The 24,127-nt window shown below is 51.1% G+C and carries 21 protein-coding genes, 2 tRNA genes and 1 riboswitch; of the genes, 19 read left to right on the plus strand and 4 right to left on the minus strand.

Annotated features, from left to right (window positions below; all coding sequences use genetic code 11):
- Positions 1-55 precede the first annotated feature (55 nt).
- A riboswitch (glycine riboswitch) is annotated at positions 56-152 on the plus strand.
- Between the two features lie 210 nt (positions 153-362).
- The 15 genes from gcvT (at position 363) to HMPREF2865_RS07770 (ending at position 16,255) form a co-directional block, all read left to right on the plus strand.
- A complete protein-coding gene (gene gcvT / locus HMPREF2865_RS07700; protein ID WP_070646630.1) occupies positions 363-1,463 on the plus strand; it encodes a glycine cleavage system aminomethyltransferase GcvT in 1,101 nt (366 codons plus the stop codon).
- A 148-nt stretch (positions 1,464-1,611) separates the two neighbouring features.
- Positions 1,612-2,010, plus strand: coding sequence for a glycine cleavage system protein GcvH (gene gcvH, locus HMPREF2865_RS07705; protein ID WP_036492952.1), 399 nt, complete (start codon positions 1,612-1,614; stop codon positions 2,008-2,010).
- Between the two features lie 107 nt (positions 2,011-2,117).
- Positions 2,118-2,669 carry a DNA-3-methyladenine glycosylase I gene (locus HMPREF2865_RS07710; RefSeq protein ID WP_070646631.1) on the plus strand — a complete coding sequence of 184 codons (552 nt, stop codon included), beginning with the start codon at positions 2,118-2,120 and terminating at the stop codon, positions 2,667-2,669.
- Between the two features lie 55 nt (positions 2,670-2,724).
- A complete protein-coding gene (gene gcvP, locus HMPREF2865_RS07715) occupies positions 2,725-5,577 on the plus strand; it encodes an aminomethyl-transferring glycine dehydrogenase (protein WP_070646632.1) in 2,853 nt (950 codons plus the stop codon).
- Positions 5,578-5,801: 224 nt separating this feature from the next.
- Positions 5,802-6,611: a bifunctional hydroxymethylpyrimidine kinase/phosphomethylpyrimidine kinase gene (thiD, locus tag HMPREF2865_RS07720; RefSeq protein WP_049332169.1), complete on the plus strand. Its 810-nt coding sequence runs from the start codon at positions 5,802-5,804 to the stop codon at positions 6,609-6,611.
- Between the two features lie 111 nt (positions 6,612-6,722).
- Complete coding sequence (locus tag HMPREF2865_RS07725) at positions 6,723-7,142, plus strand: OsmC family protein (protein WP_003679886.1); 420 nt, start codon at positions 6,723-6,725, stop codon at positions 7,140-7,142.
- Positions 7,143-7,403: 261 nt separating this feature from the next.
- Positions 7,404-8,117 carry a GntR family transcriptional regulator gene (locus HMPREF2865_RS07730; protein ID WP_070646633.1) on the plus strand — a complete coding sequence of 238 codons (714 nt, stop codon included), beginning with the start codon at positions 7,404-7,406 and terminating at the stop codon, positions 8,115-8,117.
- A gap of 73 nt (positions 8,118-8,190) precedes the next feature.
- Entirely contained in the window at positions 8,191-8,970 is a 780-nt protein-coding gene (locus HMPREF2865_RS07735; RefSeq protein ID WP_070646634.1) for a DeoR/GlpR family DNA-binding transcription regulator, read from the plus strand.
- Positions 8,971-9,075: 105 nt separating this feature from the next.
- On the plus strand, positions 9,076-11,103 hold the full coding sequence (locus tag HMPREF2865_RS07740) for a glutamine--tRNA ligase (protein WP_070646635.1): 2,028 nt from the start codon (positions 9,076-9,078) through the stop codon (positions 11,101-11,103).
- 82 nt (positions 11,104-11,185) lie between these two features.
- Complete coding sequence (locus tag HMPREF2865_RS07745) at positions 11,186-12,088, plus strand: DMT family transporter (protein ID WP_070646636.1); 903 nt, start codon at positions 11,186-11,188, stop codon at positions 12,086-12,088.
- A gap of 244 nt (positions 12,089-12,332) precedes the next feature.
- Positions 12,333-13,592: a transcription termination factor Rho gene (gene rho, locus HMPREF2865_RS07750; protein ID WP_003748836.1), complete on the plus strand. Its 1,260-nt coding sequence runs from the start codon at positions 12,333-12,335 to the stop codon at positions 13,590-13,592.
- A gap of 56 nt (positions 13,593-13,648) precedes the next feature.
- Complete coding sequence (locus tag HMPREF2865_RS07755; protein WP_070646637.1) at positions 13,649-15,007, plus strand: deoxyguanosinetriphosphate triphosphohydrolase; 1,359 nt, start codon at positions 13,649-13,651, stop codon at positions 15,005-15,007.
- Positions 15,008-15,140: 133 nt separating this feature from the next.
- Positions 15,141-15,217: transfer RNA gene (locus tag HMPREF2865_RS07760), tRNA-Arg, on the plus strand.
- A 12-nt stretch (positions 15,218-15,229) separates the two neighbouring features.
- Positions 15,230-15,304, plus strand: a tRNA-Glu gene (locus HMPREF2865_RS07765).
- A gap of 393 nt (positions 15,305-15,697) precedes the next feature.
- On the plus strand, positions 15,698-16,255 hold the full coding sequence (locus HMPREF2865_RS07770) for a hypothetical protein (RefSeq protein WP_070646681.1): 558 nt from the start codon (positions 15,698-15,700) through the stop codon (positions 16,253-16,255).
- Positions 16,256-16,338: 83 nt separating this feature from the next.
- Here the strand turns inward: HMPREF2865_RS07770 and HMPREF2865_RS07775 are convergent, their stop codons facing one another.
- The 3 genes from HMPREF2865_RS07775 to HMPREF2865_RS07785 all read right to left on the minus strand — a co-directional run bounded on the left by HMPREF2865_RS07775 (position 16,339) and on the right by HMPREF2865_RS07785 (position 19,668).
- Positions 16,339-17,649, minus strand: a complete 1,311-nt coding sequence (locus HMPREF2865_RS07775) for an NCS2 family permease (RefSeq protein ID WP_070646638.1) — start codon at positions 17,647-17,649, stop codon at positions 16,339-16,341.
- A 229-nt stretch (positions 17,650-17,878) separates the two neighbouring features.
- The gene (gene miaB / locus HMPREF2865_RS07780) at positions 17,879-19,201 is read right to left on the minus strand and encodes a tRNA (N6-isopentenyl adenosine(37)-C2)-methylthiotransferase MiaB (protein ID WP_036492978.1); all 1,323 of its coding nucleotides are present in this window, start codon (positions 19,199-19,201) and stop codon (positions 17,879-17,881) included.
- 71 nt (positions 19,202-19,272) lie between these two features.
- On the minus strand, positions 19,273-19,668 hold the full coding sequence (locus HMPREF2865_RS07785; RefSeq protein WP_070646639.1) for a hypothetical protein: 396 nt from the start codon (positions 19,666-19,668) through the stop codon (positions 19,273-19,275).
- Between the two features lie 198 nt (positions 19,669-19,866).
- On the opposite strand from HMPREF2865_RS07785, the gene hemL reads away from it, so the two are divergent.
- A complete protein-coding gene (hemL, locus tag HMPREF2865_RS07790) occupies positions 19,867-21,150 on the plus strand; it encodes a glutamate-1-semialdehyde 2,1-aminomutase (RefSeq protein WP_070646640.1) in 1,284 nt (427 codons plus the stop codon).
- A 78-nt stretch (positions 21,151-21,228) separates the two neighbouring features.
- Here the strand turns inward: hemL and HMPREF2865_RS07795 are convergent, their stop codons facing one another.
- Positions 21,229-21,693 carry a universal stress protein gene (locus tag HMPREF2865_RS07795; RefSeq protein WP_003680896.1) on the minus strand — a complete coding sequence of 155 codons (465 nt, stop codon included), beginning with the start codon at positions 21,691-21,693 and terminating at the stop codon, positions 21,229-21,231.
- Between the two features lie 186 nt (positions 21,694-21,879).
- Between HMPREF2865_RS07795 and HMPREF2865_RS07800 the strand changes: the two genes are divergently transcribed.
- From HMPREF2865_RS07800 to HMPREF2865_RS07810, 3 genes are all read left to right on the plus strand, one after another.
- Positions 21,880-22,656, plus strand: coding sequence for a tRNA threonylcarbamoyladenosine dehydratase (locus HMPREF2865_RS07800; protein WP_003748819.1), 777 nt, complete (start codon positions 21,880-21,882; stop codon positions 22,654-22,656).
- 13 nt (positions 22,657-22,669) lie between these two features.
- The gene (locus tag HMPREF2865_RS07805; RefSeq protein ID WP_070460336.1) at positions 22,670-23,137 is read left to right on the plus strand and encodes a hypothetical protein; all 468 of its coding nucleotides are present in this window, start codon (positions 22,670-22,672) and stop codon (positions 23,135-23,137) included.
- Positions 23,138-23,229: 92 nt separating this feature from the next.
- A complete protein-coding gene (locus HMPREF2865_RS07810; RefSeq protein ID WP_049323891.1) occupies positions 23,230-24,126 on the plus strand; it encodes a segregation and condensation protein A in 897 nt (298 codons plus the stop codon).
- Position 24,127: the final 1 nt, after the last annotated feature.

The raw sequence follows: 24,127 nt of genomic DNA on the forward strand, positions 1-24,127 counted from the left end.
CACATCATAAATATTCGTCGGCCACTTGCCCAAACCGCCGATTCAAGCCATAATCGAGAAATGTGCAGGAGAGAGCTACATCCAACTACATGTGGCCACCGAAGGCGCAGACACCCTTAAATCGCTCAGGTATCAGGGACTGCACATTGAAACAAACAATCTGGAGAGCGGCGTTGGAATAACGTCCACCGAAGGGGAGAAGGCCGTCTGAACCACCATTCAGACAACCGCGCAAAGCAGTGAGCAGACTGGTTTGCCATCATGCGGATACGGCCGAAAATCTCAGGTTCAAGGACAGATAGGGTCATCCGCGCACAGGTGCGCGGGCGGCATCTGAACAAAAAATCCGGAGAAACTTGAGAATGACTGCTCTGAAAACCACCCCATTTCATCAAGCCCATCAAGATGCAGGCGCGAAGCTGGTAGATTTTGCCGGCTGGGAGCTGCCCATCCATTATGGTTCACAAATCGCCGAACACGAAGCCGTGCGCACCGATGCCGGTATGTTTGACGTATCCCATATGCTCGTTACCGACGTAGCAGGCGCAAATGCCAAAGCCTTTTTCCGCAAATTGATTGCCAACGATGTCGCCAAACTCGCTTTTGTCGGCAAAGCCCTTTATTCCGCTTTGCTCAACGACAACGGCGGCGTGATTGACGATTTGATCGTTTACCGCACCAACGAAGCCGAAACCCAATACCGCATCGTGTCCAACGGCGCGACCCGCGAAAAAGACACGGCGCAATTCCACAAAGTCGGACAAGAGTTCGGCGTTGCCTTCAATCCGCGCTACGACCTTGGCATGCTCGCCGTACAAGGTCCTAAAGCCATCGAAAAACTCCTGACCGTCAAACCTGAATGGGCGGACGTGATTCACGGCCTCAAACCGTTCCAAGGTGCAGACTTGGGCAACGACTGGTTTGTCGCCCGTACAGGCTATACCGGCGAAGACGGCGTCGAAGTGATTCTGCCGGGTACCGAAGCCGTCGCATTCTTCAAAGCCCTGCAAGCAGCAGGCGTACAGCCTTGCGGCCTCGGCGCACGCGACACCCTGCGCATGGAAGCCGGTATGAACCTTTACGGCAACGATATGGACGACGAAACCAGCCCGCTTGAAGCAGGCATGGGTTGGACCGTTGACTTGAAAGACGAAAGCCGCGATTTCGTCGGTAAAGCCGCCTTGCTGGCATTGAAAGAAAAAGGCGTTGCCGTGAAACAGGTCGGTCTGTTGCTCGAAAAAGGCGGCATCCTGCGCGCGCATATGGAAGTGTTGACCGACAAAGGCCAAGGCGAAACCACTAGTGGCGTATTTTCTCCAAGCCTGAAACAATCCATCGCCATCGCACGCGTACCGAAAGACTTTGACGGCGATACCGCCAAAGTGCTGATGCGTGGCAAAGAAGTGGACGTACGCGTACTGAAGCTGCCGTTTGTCCGCAACGGTCAAAAACAGTTTGATTAATATCGGTTCAGACGGCCTTTATTTGAATTAAGGCCGTCTGAAAGCAGGTTTTAATTGTCGTCCGATACGGACGTTTGTAGAAAGCATCGAACAAGGCATCTGTGGATATTGATTCATGCAGATGCCGTCTGAAAATAACCCCCTATCAATGGAGTATCAAACCATGAGCAACATCCCAGCAGAACTGAAATACGTTGCCAGCCACGAATGGCTGCGCCTTGAAGAAGACGGTACCATCACCGTCGGCATTACCCATCACGCGCAAGAGCTGTTGGGCGATATCGTGTTTGTCGAGCTGCCTGAAGTCGGCGCAAACCTGGCTGCCGAAGAGCAAGCCGGTGTGGTTGAGTCTGTAAAAGCCGCATCTGACGTGTACGCGCCGATTGCAGGCGAAGTCGTTGCCGTCAACGAAGATTTGCCAAGCGCTCCGGAAACTGCCAACAGCGACCCTTACGGCGCAGGCTGGTTCTTCAAAATCAAACCTGCCAACCCTGCCGATTACGACGGTCTGCTGACTGCCGAACAATACGCAGGCGAAGTAGCTTGATTTTTGCAAACATCCAAACAGGTTTTTCATCTGTTTGATATTGCAGGTCTTAGGTCGTCTGAAAAATGCTTTCAGACGGCCTTTGTTTCAATTTTTCCTCAGCAAACATGAATTACTGCGAATTTGTCGACACGCTTCCTGACGATACGGACAATCCCAACAAACATTATCACGACGCGCAATACGGTTTTCCGATTGAGGACGACAATGAATTGTTTGAGCGACTGGTGTTGGAAATCAATCAGGCAGGATTGAGCTGGACGCTGATGCTGAAGAAGCAGCAGGCATTTCAGACGGCATTTAAAGGTTTTGACATCGATACGGTCGCCGCATTTGACGAAGCCGATATTGAGCGACTGCTTGCCGATGCAGGCATCGTCCGCAACCGCCTGAAAATCAACGCAGCCATCTACAATGCGCGACAAATCAAACAAATACAGCAAGAATACGGCTCATTCAAAAACTGGCTGGATGCGAACCATCCGCTCGACAAGGCTGAATGGGTGAAGCTGTTTAAAAAACATTTTAAATTTGTCGGTGGCGAAATCGTCGGCGAATTTCTGATGAGTACCGGCTACCTGCCCGGCGCGCATGTGGAAACCTGTCCGGTTTATAGGGAAATATTGGCATGTCGTCCGAAGTGGGCGGAGGCCGTCTGAAACAACATCTGCAAGAAAAAACAGTGTTGATATCGATAACACCAAAGGAGTAGAAATGAAACTATCTGAATTGTTCAACCCGAACGAATTTGCCGCGCGCCATTTGAGCTTTGGCGACGAGGCTGCGCTTTTGGAAGCGCTCGGCGAGAAGAGCATGGATGATTTTGTCGGCAATACCGTGCCGCAAAGCATCCGTATGCCGTCCGAACTCGATTTGCCCGAAGCGTTGACCGAGGCGGACGCGTTGGCGAAATTGAAAGGCATCGCGTCGAAAAACGTGATCAACAAATCCTATATCGGTTTGGGCTATTACCCGACCCGCGTGCCGAATGTGATTTTGCGCAACGTATTGGAAAATCCGGGTTGGTACACCGCCTACACCCCGTATCAGGCGGAAATTGCACAGGGTCGTTTGGAAGCTTTGTTGAACTTCCAACAAGTGTGTATCGATTTGACCGGTTTCCCTGTGGCAGGCGCGTCTTTGCTGGACGAGGCAACTGCCGCCGCCGAAGCGATGGCGATGGCGCACCGCGTGGGCAAAGTGAAATCCGAGCGTTTCTTTGTGGATGCGCGCGTGTATCCGCAAACTTTGGACGTGATGAAAACCCGCGCTAAATATTTCGGTTTTGAACTGGTGGTCGGCGATTTTGCCCAAGCCGACGAGGGCGAATACTTCGGCGCGCTGTTCCAATACGTCGGCAAAGACGGTGACGTGCAAGACTTGCAGGACGTTATCGGCCGTCTGAAAGCCAAAGGCACAATCGTGGCCGTTGCCGCCGATATCATGAGCTTGGTTTTGCTGAAGTCTCCGGCTGAATTGGGCGCGGATATTGCTTTGGGTAACACCCAACGCTTCGGCGTGCCGATGGGCTTCGGTGGTCCGCACGCTGCTTATTTCGCGTTTAAAGACGAGTTCAAACGTTCCGCTCCGGGCCGCATCATCGGCGTATCCAAAGACGCATCGGGCAAACCTGCCTTGCGCATGGCTTTGTCCACCCGCGAGCAACACATCCGCCGCGAAAAAGCGACATCCAATATTTGTACCGCACAAGCATTGCTGGCGAACTTGGCCGGTATGTATGCCGTTTACCACGGTCCTGAAGGCGTGAAACGCATTGCCAAACGTATCCATGCGCTGGCTTCTACCTTTGCCAATGTGCTGGTTTCAGACGGCCTGAATGTGGTTCACAAGGTCTTCTTCGATACCGTTACCGTCGATTTCGGCAGCAAAGAGAAAGCAGACCAAGTGTTTGCCGCTGCTTTGAAGTCGGGTTACAACCTGCGCCGCGTCAACGATACTCAAATTGCGGCTGCATTCCATGAAACATCGGCATATGAAGATTTGGTCGATTTGTACCGTGCGTTTACCGGCAAAGATACGGCTACATTTGCCGATGATGTCAAAGGCCGTCTGAATGCCGAATTGCTGCGTCAGGACGACATTCTGCAACATCCTGTGTTCAACAGTTACCACACCGAACACGAAATGCTGCGCTATCTGAAAAAACTCGAAGACCGCGATTTGGCGATGAATCGCAGCATGATTTCATTGGGCAGCTGCACCATGAAACTCAACGCGACTGCGGAAATGTTGCCGATTACTTGGGCAGAGTTCACCGACATCCACCCCTACGCCCCCAAAGACCAAGCCGCAGGCTACCGCGCGCTTTTGACCGACATGGAAAACAGCCTGAAAGCCATCACCGGCTTTGACGCGATTTCCTTCCAGCCCAACTCCGGCGCGCAGGGCGAATACAGCGGCATGCTCTCCATCCGCCGCTATCAAGAAGCCAACGGCGAGGGACACCGCAACATCTGCCTGATTCCCAAATCCGCCCACGGTACCAACCCTGCGACTGCCGCTATGCTGGGTTTGAAAGTCGTCGTCGTCGATACCGACGAACACGGCAACGTCAACATCGATGATTTGAAAGCCAAAGCAGAGCAACACCGCGACGCTTTGTCCGCCATCATGATTACTTACCCGTCCACCCACGGCGTGTATGAAGAAGGCATCCGCGACATCTGCCGCATCATCCATGAAAACGGCGGACAGGTTTACATGGACGGCGCCAACCTCAACGCCCAAATCGGCATCATGCAGCCTGCCGAAGTCGGCGCGGACGTGTTGCACATGAACCTGCACAAAACCTTCTGTATCCCTCACGGCGGCGGTGGTCCGGGCGTCGGCCCTATCGGTTTGAAAGCCCACCTTGCCCCGTTTGCACCGGGACATGCTTTGACCGACATCCACAGCGCCAGTGCCGACCAAACCGCCGTTGCTGCTGCGGCCTTCGGTTCTGCGTCCATCCTGCCGATTACTTGGATGTACCTGACCATGATGGGCAAACAAGGCATGGAACAGGCGACACGCTGGGCATTGCTCAACGCCAACTACGTTGCCAAGCGTCTGAGCGAAGACTATCCGATCCTGTATACAGGCAAAAACGGCCGCGTCGCGCACGAATGTATCGTCGATTTGCGTCCGCTTAAAGCCGAAAGCGGCATCACTGAAACTGACATCGCCAAACGCCTGATGGATTACGGCTTCCACGCGCCGACGGTTTCCTTCCCTGTTGCCGGTACGCTGATGATTGAGCCGACTGAGAGCGAAAGCAAAGCCGAACTCGACCGCTTCATCGCTGCCCTGAAACAAATCAAACAGGAAGTGCTGAAAGTCGAGCGCGGCGAATGGCCGAAAGAGGATAATCCGCTGGTGAATGCTCCGCATACCGCAGCAGATGTAACCGGTGAATGGGCGCATCCGTACTCCCGCGAAGAAGCTGTCTTCCCATTGCCGTTCGTACGCGAACACAAATTCTGGCCGAGCGTCAAACGGGTAGATGAAGTGTATGGTGACCGCAATCTGGTTTGCTCCTGCTTGCCGATTGACGCATACGAAGAATAAGCCTGAATAGGTTTAAAATTGAACAGGCCGTCTGAAAATGAAAATAGTTTTCAGATGGCCTTTTGTTTGTTAAGATATTCCGCCCGAGAACGTACGTTTGTTTTGGGTAAAACAACAGATAAGGCATTCGGAAAGATAGATGGCGAATGCCTTTGTTTGCGGATAAAACCAAACTGCTCTCAACAACGATAAACATAAGGCCGTCTGAAAAACAGGAGGACACGATGGACGAACTTTTTATTCAAACGCTGACGATTGCCGGCTCAGATTCCGGCGGCGGCGCGGGCATACAGGCGGATTTGAAGACATTTCAGATGCGCGGCGTGTTCGGCACCAGCGTACTGACCGCGGTTACCGCACAAAATACCTTGGGCGTATCGGCAGTGCATCCGATACCGACTGACATGATTGCCGCGCAAATTGCTGCGATTCAGGAGGATTTTCAAATCCGCGCCTATAAAATCGGTATGCTGGGTACGGCGGAAATCATCGAATGCGTGGCGGAACAAACCGCCGAATGCGACTTCGGCAAACGCGTGTTGGATCCGGTCATGATTGCCAAAGGCGGAGCACCGTTGTTGGAAAATTCAGCCGTCGAAGCCATGAAACGCCTGTTGTTGCCGCATACGGACGTCTTGACTCCAAACTTGCCCGAAGCGCAGGCATTGACGGGTATTAATATTGAAAACCGCCAAGATGCGGAACGCGCCGCCAAAATTCTTCAGGATTGGGGCGTGAAAAATGTGGTGATTAAAGGCGGCCATCTTGCCGACAGCCAAAGCGAATATTGCACCGACTGGCTGTTTACGCCATATGAAACCATCGAGCTGAACAGCAAACGTTTCCCGACGCCGCATACGCATGGCACGGGCTGCACGTTTTCTGCCTGCATCACTGCCGAGTTGGCAAAAGGGTTTAGCGTGCCCGAGGCGGTTCAAACGGCAAAAAACTATATTGCTGCCGCCATTTCCCATCCTTTGGGCATCGGGGCAGGACACGGGCCGGTCAACCATTGGGCGTATCGGGACGAATAATGCGTTTAGGCCGATTGTAATTGATTGTATTTTTCAGACGGCCTGACTAGGTTTATCACTTGAAATTGTTTACAATATCGGATTAATGCTTTTACGGATAAAAAAGACACCATGCAAGTTACTTCAAAATGGATAGATGGAATGTGCTTCGTCGGTACAACGGCAAACGGACACAGCGTTGTGATGGAAGGCGCGGCGGCTGAAGGCGAAGTCAAACGCGGTCCCAGCCCGATGGAAATGCTGTTGTTGGGTGTAGCAGGCTGTTCCAGCATCGATGTCGTGATGATTGCCGAGAAACAACGCCAAAAAATCACCGACTGCCGTGCCGAAGTGACTGCCAAACGCGCCGACACCGCGCCGCGCGTGTTTACCGAAATCCATATCCACTTCAAAGTGTATGGTCGGGATTTGCAGGAAAGCGCGATTGAACGCGCAGTACAGATGTCTGCCGAAAAATATTGCTCCGCATCGATTATGCTGGGCAAAGCGGCAAAAATGAGCCACAGCTTCGAGATCGTCGAAACAGAATAGGGCAGTTTCAGGGTGGGAGTATCGGAGCGTGAACCGGCTACCCACAAAAAAAGCAGATATATTCACGCATTAACATGAATATATCTGCTTGCTTTTTATTCCTTTTTCTCTCTCTCTATCAGCCTTTATAACTTGGCTTGTTGATCTCATTGTGCAAGTTTCGTTTAACATTGTCAACAATTTTTAATTATATTTTAAACAACCCCGAAAGCTGCAGGTTTGTAAACGCTTGCGCCTTAATACGGATACTGGGGAAACAGTATGGATTACGAAAATAATACCAACATTGCGCCTGCAACTTCATCGCTTATTTTGGAAGAGCGTCACGATTCGGAACTCTTCCGCGTGTACGCATTGATTTTGGACGGCATTACCGACCATCTGCTGCTGCCGGGCAAAAAACTGACCGAGTCCGAGCTTTGCCGGCAAATGGTTTGCTCGCGCAATACCGTGCGTGGCGCATTGTCACTTTTGGCGCACGATAAAATCGTCGATTTGCAGCCCAACCGCGGCGCATTTGTCCATGTGCCGGACTTGAAAGAAATGAAAGACGTGTTCAATACGCGTATCGAAATGGAAAGCATGATTTTGAGCGTCCTTATCGATATGCCTGATTTGGAAACGCGTCTGAAACCGCTTTACGCCATGATTGAGCAAGAGGGCGCAGCCTCCGAAAGCGGCGACCGCGTGGGTTGGAACCGCCTGTCCAATGCCTTCCATGTCGAATTGGCGCGGCTGCTGGACAACGATGTCCTGTTTGAAATCATGAATACCTTGTGCGCACGTTCTTCATTGATTGTGGCTGTTTCCGATCCGCTTCGCAAAGAAAAGCGCAACATCGATTCCAATTCGCACCATGAACACCGAGAAATCCTCGATTTGTTGCTGGCAGGCAAGCGCAACCGTGTGACCAAAGTCATGCGCCGCCACTTGGGCGCGTGCATGGAACGCTTGGAACAGAAACTCGAGATGTAATCGGTTTGACAATTAAAAAGGCCGTCTGAAATATTCAGACGGCCATTGGTTTATCCCTACAAAACGAAACGCCATGAAACCCAAAATCCAAAGACACGAACATATCCTCAGCCTTGTCCGCGAACATAACTTTATGACGGTAGAAGAATTGGCGGCAAATTTGGATGTTACGCCGCAAACCATACGCCGCGATGTTCAAGAGTTAAGCGAGACTGGACAGCTCAAACGCTATCACGGCGGCGCATCTTTGGGCGATGTTTCAGTCGTAACGGCAGGGCAGGAACGACGCAACCATCAGCAGCAGGAAAAAAACGCCATTGCCCGTCTGATTGCTTCCACCATTCCCGACAATGCCTCGCTGTTTATCAGCATCGGCACCACCATGGAAGCCGTTGCCGCCGAGTTGGTCAGACAGCGTAAAAACCTGCGGATTATCACCAACAATATTTACGCCGCCTCCATCACTGCGGCGCGTACCGATTACACGGTCATCATCGCTTCCGGCGTGGTCCGCCCCTTGGACGGCGGTATTACCGGCGTGGCGACCGTCGATTTCATCAACCAATTTAAAGTCGACTATGCCATCATGAGTACCCACGGCATAGAAAACGACGGCTCGCTTTTGGATGACGATTACAAGGAAGTCAGCGTCATGCAGGCGATGGTGAACAATGCCCGCGTGCGCTATCTTGGCGTCGACCACAGCAAGTTCAACAGCAATGCCTTGGTCAGACTGGGTGATATCGGCGCATTCGATAAGCTGTTTACCGACCGTATACCATCCGCCGCCATGCAGAAAACCCTAAACGAGCGCGGTGTAGCGTGGCAGGTTGCCGACCCTGTATCAAAGTAGCCAAGTCGGGTACAATTGAGCCATCATTCCATTCCTTTCAGACGGCCTGATTGAATGCTCAGGCCGTCTGAAAACAGAAAATCATTTTCCCATCAAAGAAATATTATGTTGAATAAAGACCAATTCGCGGACAACCACTTTATCCGTACCATCATCGAAGAAGACCTCAAAAGCGGTAAACATACAGCCATCCAAACCCGTTTCCCGCCCGAGCCGAACGGCTATTTGCACATCGGCCACGCCAAATCCATCTGCTTGAACTTCGGTTTGGCGTATATTTACGACGGCTTGTGCAACCTGCGTTTTGACGATACCAACCCTGAAAAAGAAAACGACGAATACGTCAACGCCATCAAAGAGGATGTCGAGTGGTTGGGCTTCCATTGGGCGGGCGAGCCGCGTTTCGCTTCCAACTATTTCGACCAGCTTTACGACTACGCCGTCGGTTTAATCAAAGACGGCAAAGCGTATGTCGATGATTTGACCCCTGAAGAAATGCGCGAATACCGCGGCACGCTGACCGAAGCAGGTAAAAACAGCCCTTATCGCGACCGCAGTATCGAAGAAAACCTCGACCTGTTCACGCGCATGAAAAACGGCGAATTTCCCGATGGCAGTAAAACCCTGCGCCTGAAAATTGACATGGCTTCAGGTAACATCAATATGCGCGATCCGGTCATCTACCGCATCCGCCGCGCCCATCACCACAACACCGGCGATAAATGGTGCATCTACCCGATGTACGACTACACGCATTGCATTTCCGATGCCATCGAAGGCATCACGCATTCCTTGTGTACGCTCGAATTTGAAGCACACCGTCCTCTGTATGACTGGGTTGTGGATAATATTATTGTTACTAATGATAAAACAAGATTAGCAATCAATAGGTTAAGTTATATTCTTTCAAATTTGCAAAGTAAATATATACAACTAGATTTAGGAAATAATATTAATAAGCATATTGAAATTTATGATGAAATTTATAATGAAATTTCAAATATGAGAATGATAATTTCTTTTCAGCTTAAAAACTTAAAGTTAGAATCTAAGTTAAATGTAAATATATTGCAAAAATTAGTTGATATTTCTTTGCGTAGCTATGAGGGAGGATTTTGGGATGAAGAATGGACAAGAATTGCTGAATTAATTTCAGATTATTCAAATTTAATAAAAGAAATTATGAGTCTGTTGAGTCCATTTCCTAACCGCCCGCGCCAATATGAGTTTTCCCGTTTGGAGCTTTTGTATTCCATCACGTCCAAACGCAAGCTGAACCAACTGGTTTCAGACGGCCACGTTGCCGGCTGGGACGATCCGCGTATGCCGACGATTTCCGGTATGCGCCGCCGCGGCTACACGCCCGAAGGCCTGCGCCTGTTTGCCAAACGCGCCGGTATTTCCAAATCTGAAAACATCGTCGATATGAGCGTGTTGGAAGGCGCGATTCGCGAAGAGCTGGAAAACTCCGCCCCGCGTTTGATGGCGGTTTTGAACCCGCTCAAAGTAACCCTGACCAACTTTGAAGCCGGCAAAACCCAAAGCCGTCGCGCAGCGTTCCACCCCAATCACGAAGAAATGGGCGAGCGCGAAATTCCCGTGTCCCAAACCATCTACATCGAAGCCGACGACTTTGCCGAAAATCCGCCTAAAGGCTTCAAACGCCTGATTCCCGGCGGCGAAGTGCGTTTGCGCCACGGCTATGTCATCAAATGCGATGAAGTAGTCAAAGGCGAGGCAGGCAATGTGGTTGAACTCAAATGCAGCATCGACCACGATACCTTGGGTAAAAATCCCGAAGGCCGCAAAGTTAAAGGCGTGATTCACTGGGTTTCTGCCGAACACGCCGCCGAAATCAAAGTCCGCCTCTACGACCGCCTCTTTACCGTCGAGCGTCCCGATGCCGTGCGCGGCGAAGACGGCAACTACCTGCCGTTTACCGATTTCCTCAACCCTGAATCCATTAAGGAAATCACCGCCTACGCCGAGCCTGTCGCAAAAGATTTGCCGGCAGAAAGCCGTTGGCAGTTCGAGCGTATCGGCTACTTCGTCACCGACCGCAAAGACCACAGCTCCGAGCATCCCGTGTTCAACCGCACGGTCACGCTGAAAGATTCTTGGCAGCCTAAGTAATCTGTTTGCAGTCGCTATATTGAAGGCCGTCTGAAAACTTGAAATCTGGTTTTCAGACGGCCTTTGTCGATAAAGGGATGAGATGGAACGTTATTCTGTACATTTGAAACTGCTGGGAATGGCGGTGTTGTGGGGCGCGTCCTGGCCGATGGGGCGGATGCTGGGGCAGTCGCTGCCGCCGCTGACGGGCGGGGCGGTTCGGTTTGTCTTGGCTTCGGTTTTGTTGTTGGGCTGGTTGTTTGTGCGCAGCAGGTTTGCGACTTTGGCGGCTTTATCGGCGCGGCAATGGCTGGGCTTGACTGCAGCCGCTTCCGTCGGCGTGTGCGGCTATGCAGTGTTTTTTATGCTGGGTTTGCAGACTATGCCGGCAGGCAAGGCGGCGGTGGTCGTGGCGGTAAATCCCGTGCTGACGCTGCTGATGGCGACTTGGTTTTTCGGCGAGCGTTTAAATGCGAAGATTTTGGCGGGTATGCTCATGGCGGTTGGCGGTGCCATTATGGTGGTAACGCAAGGGCAGCCGTTGACGGTGTTATCCGGCGGCATCAAGGCAGGAGAGTGGCTGATTTTCGGTTGCGTGGTTTGTTGGGCGGCTTATACTTTAATTGGTCGCGCGGTTTTGCGTGGGATAGATGCGCTGACGGTAACGGCGGCAACATCGTTCATTGGTGCGTTGATGTTGTCGGTGGTGGCGTTGTGGACGGACGGAATGCCGTTTGAGGCGATAGCGGCAATGGATGGGCGAGGCTGGACAGCCTTGGCGTGGCTGGTCATCGGCGCGACGGTATTGGCCTACGCGTGGTATTTCGAAGGCGTGAAGACTTTGGGTGCAGGCAGCGCGGCGGCGTATATTACGCTCGTGCCGATTTTCGGTGTGCTGTCTTCGGCGTGGTTTTTGGGCGAACCGCTGCATATTTCGCTGGTTGCGGGTTGTACGGCGGCGGTCGGCGGCATGACGCTGATGCGATACGGGCAAAAGGCCGTCTGAAGTTGGGTAAATACTCGGATTTTTGATGATAAGATTGCGGTTGCCACCTTACTTCCAGCCGTAATCTTATTGCATGGTAAGATTATGGTATCGGCTCAGTGTTCGATTTAAAAATTTGACACCCTGCCTCCAACTGCCTAAAATTCAACTTTCTCAAAAATCTACCGTATCCTGCGGCACGATTTCATACTTTCAGACGGCCTTTGTGCCATCTCTCTGATACCATTCAAAATATATCAATACTATGCACGTTTCAGAACTCCAAACCCTCCACATTTCCAAACTCTTGGAAATGGCAGAAGAACATGGCATTGAAAACGCCAACCGTTTCCGCAAACAAGACCTCGTTTTTGCCATCGTCCGCCAGATGATGAAGCAAAATGTCAGCTTTACCTGTTCCGGCACACTCGAAATCCTGCCCGACGGCTTCGGTTTCCTGCGCAGCGCAGATACTTCTTACCTTGCCGGCCCTGACGATATTTATGTTTCGCCCACGCAAATCCGCCGCTTCAATCTGCACACCGGTGACACCATTGAAGGCAGCGTGCGCGTACCTAAAGACAACGAGCGTTATTTCGCGCTTGTCCGTCTCGATACCATCAACGGCGATCCGCCCGAAGTCTGCAAACACAAAATCCTCTTTGAAAACCTCACGCCTTTATTCCCAACCGAACAATTCAAACTCGAGCGCGACATCAAAGCCGAAGAGAATCTGACCGGCCGCGCCATCGACTTGGTTTCCCCAATCGGTAAAGGCCAACGTGCATTGTTGGTGGCGCCGCCTAAGACCGGTAAAACCGTGATGTTGCAAAACATTGCCCATGCCATTACCGCCAATTATCCCGATGTCGAACTGATTGTCCTGTTGATTGACGAGCGTCCGGAGGAAGTGACCGAAATGAGCCGTTCTGTACGCGGCGAAGTGGTTTCCTCTACGTTTGACGAACCTGCGCAACGCCATGTACAAGTGGCCGAGATGGTGATTGAAAAAGCCAAACGCATGGTTGAACACAAAAAAGACGTGGTCATCCTGCTGGATTCGATTACCCGTTTGGCGCGCGCCTACAATACCGTCGTGCCGACTTCGGGTAAAATTCTGACCGGTGGTGTTGATGCCAACGCTTTGCACCGTCCGAAACGCTTTTTCGGCGCAGCGCGTAATGTGGAAGAGGGCGGTTCGCTTACCATTATTGCGACAGCGCTTGTTGAAACCGGCAGCCGCATGGACGACGTGATTTACGAAGAGTTCAAAGGCACGGGCAATATGGAATTGCACCTTGACCGCCGCATGGCAGAAAAACGCCTGTTCCCGGCCATCAGCATCAATAAATCCGGTACGCGCCGCGAAGAATTGCTGGTGCCGAACGATCAGTTGCAACGTATGTGGCTCTTGCGCAAATTCCTGCATCCTATGGACGAAATCGAAGCGACCGAGTTTTTGGTGGGCAAACTCAAAGACTCTAAAAACAATGACGATTTCTTTGAATTGATGCGCGGTAAATAAGCATAAGGCCGTCTGAATATGTTTCAGACGGCCTTTACTTTGCTTGAGGAACCTTTATGAACATCCGAATGAATTGGCAAAACTTATTATCCACCCAACGCTTCCGCACTAAAAACGGCGAAATCGTGCCGACCGTTACCCCTTCGACTCAAGAAGGTGCCGATGCTTTACGTACGGATTTTCACATCGACTACGACCGGGTTGTTTTTTCCGGAGCTTTCCGCCGCCTTGGCCGTAAAACGCAGGTACATCCGTTGGCGCAACATGACTTGACGCACAACCGCCTGACGCACAGCGTTGAAGTTGCCAGCGTAGGCAGAAGCTTGGGCAACCGTGTGGGCGTGATGTTGCACAACGGCGGTTTTCTGCCGCAGGGCAATACGCCCAGCGATATTGGTGCTGTGGTGCAGGTTGCCTGTTTGGCGCATGATTTGGGCAATCCTCCGTTTGGCCATACCGGCGAAGATGCTTTGCGCGATTGGTTCAGACGGCCTGAGCATCAAATTTATCTGAACACATTAAACGAAGCGGAACGCAACGATATTCAAACCTATGAAGGCAATGCGCATAGCCTGCGTATCGTTGCCAGCCTTGAAATGTATCCGGAGGCGGGCGGAATGCGCCTGACTGCGGCAGCCATCGGCGCATTGCTGAAGTATCCGTGGACAACGCAACATCCGAACGGCAGAAAGAAATTCAATATTTATCAAACCGAGTTGCCGTTTATCCGTCAAGTTGCCGACGAATTGGGGCTGGTTTCCGCAGGAGTAGACAGCTGGGCGCGCCATCCTTTGTCTTATTTGATGGAGGCTGCCGACGATATTTGCTATGCCTTGCTGGACTTGGAAGATGCCGTCGAATTGGATTTGCTCACGGATACGGAAGTAGAAAGTATTTTGTCCGAACTGACCTTTGCCGAAAGCGCGTGGCATGCCAGTTCCAGCCGTCAGCGTTGCGCCATGTTGCGCGGCATTGCGATCGGCAAGGCGATTGATGATGTTGCGCAAACCTTTATGCTGCATCAGTCCGATTTGTTGGACGGAACATTCAAAGGCAAAGACTTGCTTGCTCTGTGTAGCCCGCAAGTGCAAAACACTTTGGCAAAAGCGAAAGAATTGGCGCAAACACGGATTTTTCGTCATCACACCAAGCTCTTGACCGAGATTGCCACGTTCCCATGCTTAGGCTCCATTTTGGATTTGCTCGTCCCTGCCGCCTATGCCCTGATTGCAGAAAAACAGTTGGCAATGCGTCAGTCTTTGGCGTTGGAGTTGTTGAAAAAGCACAATCCGATTCTTCCTGAAGACAGTCTGTATCAGGCTTATATGAAAATTTTGGATTTTGTCGGTGGCATGACCGATAACTCCGCCGCCAAAATGGCGCAGGATTTGTCAGGAGTAGGGATTTTACGTTAATTTTATATTTTTTTAATTTCAATTAGTTAAATAAAAATATAAAAAATATCTGTGAAAAGAGTAGACAGGTTTCAGTAAAGCCTATATTATTCGGTCTTCTTGATTCACAACGCACTAGCGAAGTGATGAGGATGCACCCGTAGCTCAGTTGGATAGAGTATCTGGCTACGAACCAGAGGGTCGGGCGTTCGAATCGCTCCGGGTGCGCCACAAGATTTATCCGCGCCCATCGTCTAGCGGTTAGGACATCGCCCTTTCACGGCGGTAACCGGGGTTCGATTCCCCGTGGGCGTGCCAGTTTTCAAAAAAACGCAATCTGTTTCAGATTGCGTTTTTTTATTGTATTTGCTGTGTATGTTTTATGGCCGTCTGAAACGCTCAGTAAATCCAGAGGCAGAAGTGTGTAAAATAAATTGCCCAGGCTTTTGTTATCTATATGCGCTTTTCAATCTCATTTTACCATTGTCAACCCCCAATTTATTGACAACAGTATTCATCTTAAAAATTCCCAAACCTGAATTTACATGATTTCATATTTATAATTTATTGATTTTAGAAGATAAAAATATACATTTAAACTTTTCTTAAAAAATGCCGTCTGAGATAAAGACAAGACGGAATATCTCTGTTAATGTGTAAATGTCAGCCGGCCTTTGCTGGTTTTTTATTGAAACCATTTGGGAGTCAATTATGAATATGAATGTTAAATTAATCGTTCCTGCCGTTTTGGCGGCTGTTGCCCTGACTGCATGTAGCAGCGGTTCTAAAGCCAAACCTGAAGCTAAAGCTGCGCCTACTGCGCAACAACAAACCCAAGCTCAGGCTCAACAAGCTCAAGCTCCAGTACCTAATACTTTGAAAGTAGACTCTATCGACGGTAAAAAAGAAGTTCACTACAAATGCGGTAAAGACGGCAAAGAGCCTTTGAGCGTAATGTACGGCTTCAAAGGCAACGAAGTTGTTGCCGCCCAAGTAAAATACAAAGGCCAATTAACTGAAAACCTGTTCCGTATCACTGACAGCAGCAAAGATGTAAACGCATTCTGGGGCGGTAATGTCGCTTGGGTTGCTGAAGCAGCCACTGCAGCCAACGTAGACAAAGTTGACGGCAACATGCTGACTATCCGCGGTACTACCGAAGTAAACGGCAAACAAGAAGTGGTTGATCAAATCGTTACCCGCTTCTGCGCATTGGACAAAGGCGCGAAAGCTGCCGTTAAACCTGCTGCTAAAAAAGCGAAAAAATAATCTTTTACCGACAGCTTTAAACGCTGGGTAAAATAAAACAGGCCGTCTGAAAAGTTTTCAGACGGCCTGTTCTTTTGAGTGGTTTAACCCAAGAACCAGAATTTCAGTGCCCACAACACGGCGACGATCCATACCATAGGCGGTACGTCTTGAGTGCGGTTGCACAAGAGTTTGATGAGTGCGTAGCTGATAAAGCCGAATGCAATACCGTCGGCAATCGAGTAGGTAAACGGCATGAAGACGATGGTCAGGAATGCCGGCGCGGCTTCGGACATGTCGTCCCAATCGATTTCGCGCGCGCTACGCAACATTTGCGCGCCAACATAGAGCAGGGCGGGTGCGGTAGCGAATGCAGGGATACTTTGAACCAGTGGGGAGAAAATCAGACAGGCCAACATCAGTACGCCGACGGTAACGGCAGTCAGGCCGGTACGGCCGCCGGCAGAAACGCCTGCCGCGCTTTCAACGTAAGGAGTAGTAGAAGAAGTACCCAAGGCGGCGCCTGCGATAATGGCGGTAGAGTCGGCAAGCAAGGCACGTTTCAAACGCGGCAGTTTGCCGTCTTGCAACAGGCCTGCGCGGTGGGAAACGCCGACCAATGTGCCGGTAGAGTCAAACAGGTCAACCAGGAAGAATACAAAAATCACACTGACCATGCTGACGGTGAACAAGCCTTTGAAGTCCATCTGCATGAAGGTTGGCGCAATGCTCGGAACTTCGCCGACCACGCCTTTGAACTCGCTCAAGCCCAAGATGGTGGAGATGGCGGTCAGCGTCAGAATAGTAATGATGATGGAGCCTTTGACGCGGAAGTGGCCAAGTGCAACCACCATCACGAAGCCTGCCATTGCCAGCAGGGCGGTAGGCTGGTGGATGTCGCCCAAACCGACCAATGTGGCAGGATTAGCCACAATCACGCCTGCGCCTTTGAGTGCAATCAATGCCAAGAAGAGGCCGATACCTGCGGCAATCGACATTTTCAAGCCCATAGGCAGGGCGTTGACCAGCATTTCGCGCACTTTAAAGAAGCTGAAAAGGATGAAAATAATGCCGGAGATGAAGACGGCACCCAAAGCCACACGCCAGTCCACGCCCATGCCTTTGACGACGGCAAAGGTAAAGTAGGCGTTCAAACCCATGCCCGGAGCGAGGGCGATCGGGTAGTTACCGACAAAGCCCATCACGAAACAGCCGATGGCGGAGGCGATACAGGTGGCCACAAATACTGCGCCCATATCCATGCCGGTTTCGCCCAAAATCAGGGGGTTGACGATGATGATGTAACACATGGCGAGGAAGGTGGTCAAACCGGCCATGATTTCAGTGCGGACGTTGGTCTGATTGGCACTCAGGTTGAACAATCGTTCCAAAACGCTTTGATTTGAAGAACTCATTTAAAAATATTCCTTTGGGGAAAGCCGCCTGCGGGACGGCATCGTCGGATTGGTCTGCAAAAAGTTTGGTTTTTGGCCTTAACTTCTCAACAGATAAGGGAATTTTCGGGCGGTATTATACTGAAAAGCCTTTTGTTCGGGTAATAAAAATACATGAATCAGATAATGTCGGGCCGAACCAAGATAAAGGCCGTCTGAACAGTTTCAGACGGCCTTTGTTTGTGTGTGCTTATACCGGTTTGCCTTTCAAGGAGAAGGTGTAGGCTTCGGTGATTTCCAAATCGATCATTTGGTTGATCATGTCGGGTGTGCCGGTAAAGTTGACCACGCGGTTGTTGGCGGTACGGGCTTGCAGTTGGTCAGGGTCTTTTTTGGAGATGCCTTCGACCAAGCAGCGTTGAACCGTGCCGACCATGGTTTGGTTGATGCGTGCGGTTTCGGCTTCGATGACTTCGTTCAAAGCTTCGAGGCGGCGCACTTTTTCTTCGTGCGGCGTGTCGTCGTGCAAGTTGGCGGCAGGCGTACCGGGGCGCGGACTGTAAATAAAGACGAAGCTCAAGTCGAAGGCGATGTCTTTGACCAGTTTCAAGGTTTGCTCGAACTCGCGCTCAGTCTCGCCCGGGAAGCCGACGATAAAGTCAGAGCTGAGGCACAAATCAGGACGGATGGCACGCAGCTTGCGGATGATGGATTTGTATTCCAAGGCGGTGTAACCGCGTTTCATCGCGCTCAATACGCGGTCGGAACCGCTTTGAATCGGCAGGTGCAGGTGGGAAACCAGCTTGGGCAGGTCGCGGTAGCACTCGATAATCGCGTCGGTAAATTCGCGCGGATGGCTGGTGGTAAAGCGCAGGCGTTCGATGCCTGGGATTTCGTGGACGATGCGCAACAAGGTGGCAAAGTCGCAGATTTCTCCATTTTCCATTTCGCCGCGATAGGCATTGACGTTCTGGCCTAAGAGGTTGATTTCTTTAACACCTTGTTGTGCCAAACCGGCAATCTCGGTCAATACGTCGTTGAGCGGGCGGGAGAATTCTTCGCCGCGGGTGTAAGGGACGACGCAGTAAGAGCAGTATTTGGAACAGCCTTCCATAATGGAAATGAATGCCGAGCCGCCTTCTACGCGCGCAGGCGGCAGGTGGTCGAATTTCTCGATTTCGGGGAAGGAAATGTCGATTTGAGACAGGCCGGTGGTTTCTTTATCGACGATGAGTTTGGGCAGGCGGTGCAGTGTTTGCGGACCGAAAACCACGTCCACATACGGAGCGCGTTTGACGATGTTTTCGCCTTCTTGAGAGGCAACGCAGCCGGCAACGCCGATGATGAGGTCGGGATTTTTTTCTTTGAGCGGACGTACGCGGCCTAAGTCGGAGAAGACTTTCTCTTGCGCTTTTTCACGCACGGAGCAGGTGTTGAACAAGATGATGTCGGCGTCGTCAGGTTGGGTAACTTGTTCGATACCGCCGTGTTCTTCGGCGAGGACGGACAGCATTTTTTCGCTGTCGTACTCGTTCATTTGGCACCCGAAGGTGCGGATAAATACTTTTTTCATGGTTTGTTTTGATTGATTTGCTTGTTGTAAAAGGGTTCAGACGGCCTTTGAATACCAGGGCCGTCTGAAAGTTATTCTTCCGCCTTTTTCTGCTTTTGGGCGTGTTCGATGAACCTGTCGGCTTCGGCGTCGGTCAAAATCCAGATTTCGCGGACGAGGTGGCTTTCTTCGTTGTATTTGAACGCGACGGCTTTGCCGGTTTGATTCAGCAGGCGGCCCATGGGGATGAAACGGTCGTTTTCATCGTGGATTTTGGTGAAGCGGGTGATTTGCAGTTTGGCTGCGTTGCCGTCAACAATGCCCAAGGTCAGCAGGCGCGTCCAAGAAAAACCGCCTTTGCTGACTTTCAGATAAGGCAAATCGACAGTCTTTAAGACGGCCACGTCCATATCGTCAGGCAGGCTGCGTTGTGCATGGACGAGGGAGGACGCCAAAAGGGCGAGGCTGAGTATGAATCCGCGTAACATGATGCTTTTCTTTTATTGTTTCAATAGGTCGCGGATTATAGCACAAGCAGGAAAAATGTGGATAGAGTGTTTGTTTTTAAAGAATAATTTTGATTTTGCGCCCGATTCTTATTTTGAAGCTTGGGCCGTCTGAAAAGGATTTGGTGTTAAAATGGCTCCGATTTGATTTTCAGACGACCTCTTACGAAAGAATTGACCATGAACCGTAATGAAAGCTTGTTCAACCGCGCCAAAGCCATTATTCCCGGCGGCGTAAACTCTCCTGTGCGCGCATTCGGCAGCGTCGGCGGCGTACCGCGCTTTATCAAAAAGGCAGAAGGCGCGTATGTTTGGGACGAAAACGGCACGCGTTATACCGACTATGTCGGCTCTTGGGGCCCTGCGATTGTCGGCCACGCCCATCCTGAAGTCACTGAAGCCGTGCGCGAAGCAGCATTGGGCGGTTTGTCGTTTGGTGCGCCGACTGAAGGCGAAATTGTCATTGCCGAAGAAATCGCCAAAATCATGCCGTCAGTCGAGCAGCTGCGCCTTGTCAGCTCCGGTACGGAAGCAACGATGACCGCCATCCGTCTGGCACGCGGTTTTACCGGCCGCGACAAAATCATCAAGTTTGAAGGCTGCTACCACGGCCATTCCGACAGCCTGTTGGTGAAAGCAGGTAGCGGCCTGTTGACGTTTGGCAATCCTTCTTCTGCCGGCGTGCCTGCCGACTTTACCAAACATACTTTGGTACTCGAATACAACAATATCGCCCAACTGGAAGAAGCCTTTGCCCAAAGCGGCAATGACATTGCCTGTGTGATTTTGGAGCCTTTTGTCGGCAATATGAATCTGGTTAGGCCGTCTGAAGCCTTTGTCAAAGCCTTGCGCGAATTGACTGAAAAACACGGTGCCGTGTTGATTTACGACGAAGTGATGACCGGTTTCCGCGTGGCGCTGGGCGGTGCGCAATCTTTGCACGGCATCAAGCCTGATTTGACCACCATGGGCAAAGTGATCGGCGGCGGTATGCCTTTGGCGGCGTTTGGCGGCCGTAAAGACATTATGGAATGTATTTCCCCGTTGGGCGGCGTGTATCAGGCAGGTACATTGTCCGGCAATCCGATTGCGGTTGCAGCCGGTTTGAAAACGCTGGAAATCATTCAGCGCGAAGGCTTCTATGAAAACCTGACTGCCTTGACCCAACGCCTCGCCAACGGTATTGCCGACGCGGCTAAAGCACATGGCGTTGAATTTACGGCGGACAGCGTGGGCGGCATGTTTGGTTTGTATTTTGCCAGCCATACGCCGCAAAACTATGCCGACATGGCGCGTTCCAATATCGACGGTTTCAAACATTTCTTCCACGGTATGCTCGACCGCAATGTCGCATTCGGCCCGTCTGCTTACGAAGCCGGTTTTGTTTCCGCCGCGCATACGCCTGAGCTGATTGACGAAACCATTGCTGTGGCACACGAAGTGTTCAAAGAAATGGCAAAATAAAAGCTTAAGCTGTCATGTGAAAAAAGGCCGTCTGAAAAATATTCAGACGGCCTTTCGCTATTTTAAATCAATGCTTGATTATGCTTCTTCAGCTTTGCTGCGGATAATCAGCAGAGGCAGGTGGCTTTGACGCATTACGGTCTCGGCGAAGCTGCCCATCAGCAGGTGCATCAGGCCGGTGCGGCCGTGTGTGCCGAGTACCAGCAGGTCTGCGCCGTTGTTGTCGGCATAGTCAACCAAGTCTTGCGCCATTTCGCGCGCGCCTTTGTTGGCAACCAACAGGTGTTTCACGATGTTCTCAACGCCGCTTTCACGCGCTGTTTTTTCTGCGAAATCCAAAACTTCGTTACCTTGAGCCACTGCGGCGGCTTCGTAGCTTTCGTGTTGCAGGAATTCAGGAGCCAAAGCCATGTATTCGGCAGGGTTGGCAACGTGAACCAAAGTCAGTTGGGCTTTGTTGAGGCTTGCCAGTTCGGCGGCGTGTTTCAATGCATTGAGGGAAGTCTCGCTACCGTCAACGGCTACAACCAGATGTTTGTACATATTTATTCTCCTTTTGCGCCGAGTAGCGGCACTTTCGTTTAATATGAAATCAGAACTTGTCTGAATGTGAAACGATTATAAACTCTTTCGGGCGGGTACAACAGCCCATCTGCTTTCAAGTATAATATCGGTCCGATTCGCCTGTGGCGTTTTTCATTAATTTATTGATATATCACAAGGTTACTTATGCAAGACGCCGCTTTTCTTTCTTCGCGCCGCTTTGGCGGCATTGCCAGACTTTACGGAGACGAAGCACTGGCACGCTTTTCGCGTGCGCATGTGTGCGTGGTCGGCGTCGGCGGCGTCGGTTCGTGGGCGGTGGAGGCTTTGGCGAGGAGCGGTATCGGTCGTTTAACGCTGATTGATTTGGACAACGTTGCCGAGTCTAATGTCAACCGCCAGTTGCACGCTTTGACCGATGATTTCGGTAAGGCAAAAGTTACTGCTTTGCGCGAACGCATCGCCCAAATCAATCCGCAATGCGAAGTGACGGAAATCGAAGATTTTGTGACCGAAGACAATCTGGACGAACTTTTCAGACGGCCTTTTGACTTTGTCATCGACGCCATCGACCAAATCCGTGTCAAAGCGGCGATGGCGGCGTATTTCGTGCAACATAAACAACCGTTTATTATCAGCGGCGGCGCGGGCGGACAGAAAAATCCGGCTTTAATCCAAACCGCCGATTTGAGCCGCGTTACCCACGACCCTCTGCTTTCCAATTTGCGCTATACCTTGCGCAAACGCTACGGCTTCAGCCGCGATACCAAAGAAAAAATGCGCGTGCCTTGCGTCTATTCAACCGAGAATATTACGCCGCCGCAATCCGGCGAAGCGTGTTCGACCGATGCCGCACCGCAAGGTTTGTCCTGCGCGGGCTATGGGGCGAGTATGCTGGTAACGGCTTCGTTTGGATTGTATTGTGCACAGGCTGCGGTGGAGCATATCGCGGGGCGGAAGTGAGGGGTAGGGGAAGATGGTTAAGAACCGATTTTTTAAAGCCTACTTTATCGCCAGCCTGATTTATGCGGTATGGTTCGGCGTATTGATGTATGCTGTCGATCCGATGTTTCTCGATGTGATGGAATGCAATACGCTGCCGGGCGATTATTTGTGTGTGCAAAGCGGTTATAACCGCCCGTTCACCACTTTTCTTTATCCGTTTCTGTCCGTCGTGATATTCAGCCTTTTACACGCCGGTATCATGAAATGGCGCAAACGCCGTTCGGTTAAAATGATTTGGCTTTTGGTCGGCTGCGAAAGTTTGCTGTTGTTGGCTTTGATGGTGGCGATGCTTGCGAGGGATGGTTTTGTGTTTTCTCGCGATATTGGCTCGGTACTGACGGGTACGGTTTTCGCCAGCCTGCCGCTGTTGGGTATGGCCTTGGCCCAGACCTTTGCCGTCGCCATTGTTTCTTTGCAAATCAATCGTAAAAACCGCTGATTTTTATATTAAAAACGGGTTGTCCTTGTTTCAGACGGCCTTTTGTTGATGAAACTTCTTACTAAACTTAAAAAGAAAAAGACCCTTTAACCATGCCTTCAGAACACCTTATTTCTTCCACTGCCGCAACGCCGTCTGAACATACCGTTGCGTGGGTGTTCGGTCAGCCTGTCACCGATGTGCCTCAGGATTTGTTTATTCCGCCTGATGCGTTGAAGGTGGTATTGAGCAGCTTCCAAGGGCCGTTGGATTTGTTGCTGTACCTTATCCGCAAGCAAAATATCGATGTCCTCGATATTCCGATGGTGAAGATTACCGAGCAGTATCTGCACTATATTGCCCAAATGGAAGCGTATCAGTTTGATTTAGCGGCGGAATACCTGCTGATGGCGGCGATGTTGATTGAAATTAAATCGCGCCTGCTGTTGCCGCGTCCTGAAGAAGTTGAGGATGAAGAGGCGGATCCGCGTGCCGAGCTGGTGCGCCGTCTGTTGGCTTACGAACAGATGAAACTGGCGGCTCAGGGTTTGGATGCGTTGCCGCGTGCCGGACGTGATTTTGCTTGGGCGTATTTGCCGCTGGAAATTGCGGTCGAAGCGAAGTTGCCGGAAGTGTACGTTGCCGATTTGACGCAGGCTTGGTTGGGTATTTTGTCGCGTGCCAAGCATACGCGCAGTCATGAAGTGGTGCGGGAAACCATTTCCGTGCGTGCGCAGATGACGGCGATTTTGCGTCGTTTGAACGAAAGCGGTATCAGTAAGTTCAGCGATTTGTTTAAGCCGGAGCAGGGCGCGACATATGTGGTGGTCAATTTTATTGCATTGCTGGAATTGGCTAAAGAAGGCTTGGTGCGTATCGTGCAGCCTGAAAATTATGGTGAAATCGAAATCAGCCTGAAAGACGGTTTGGAAACAAACGAAGCCGAAATGTTTTCAGACGGCCTTGAAGCCGATGAAACCGATAACGAAAATTTGAAAAAAGAGAACTAAA

The sequence above is a fragment of the Neisseria sp. HMSC073G10 genome (assembly GCF_001812605.1).
In the GTDB taxonomy this organism is placed as follows: Bacteria; Pseudomonadota; Gammaproteobacteria; order Burkholderiales; family Neisseriaceae; genus Neisseria; species Neisseria subflava_A.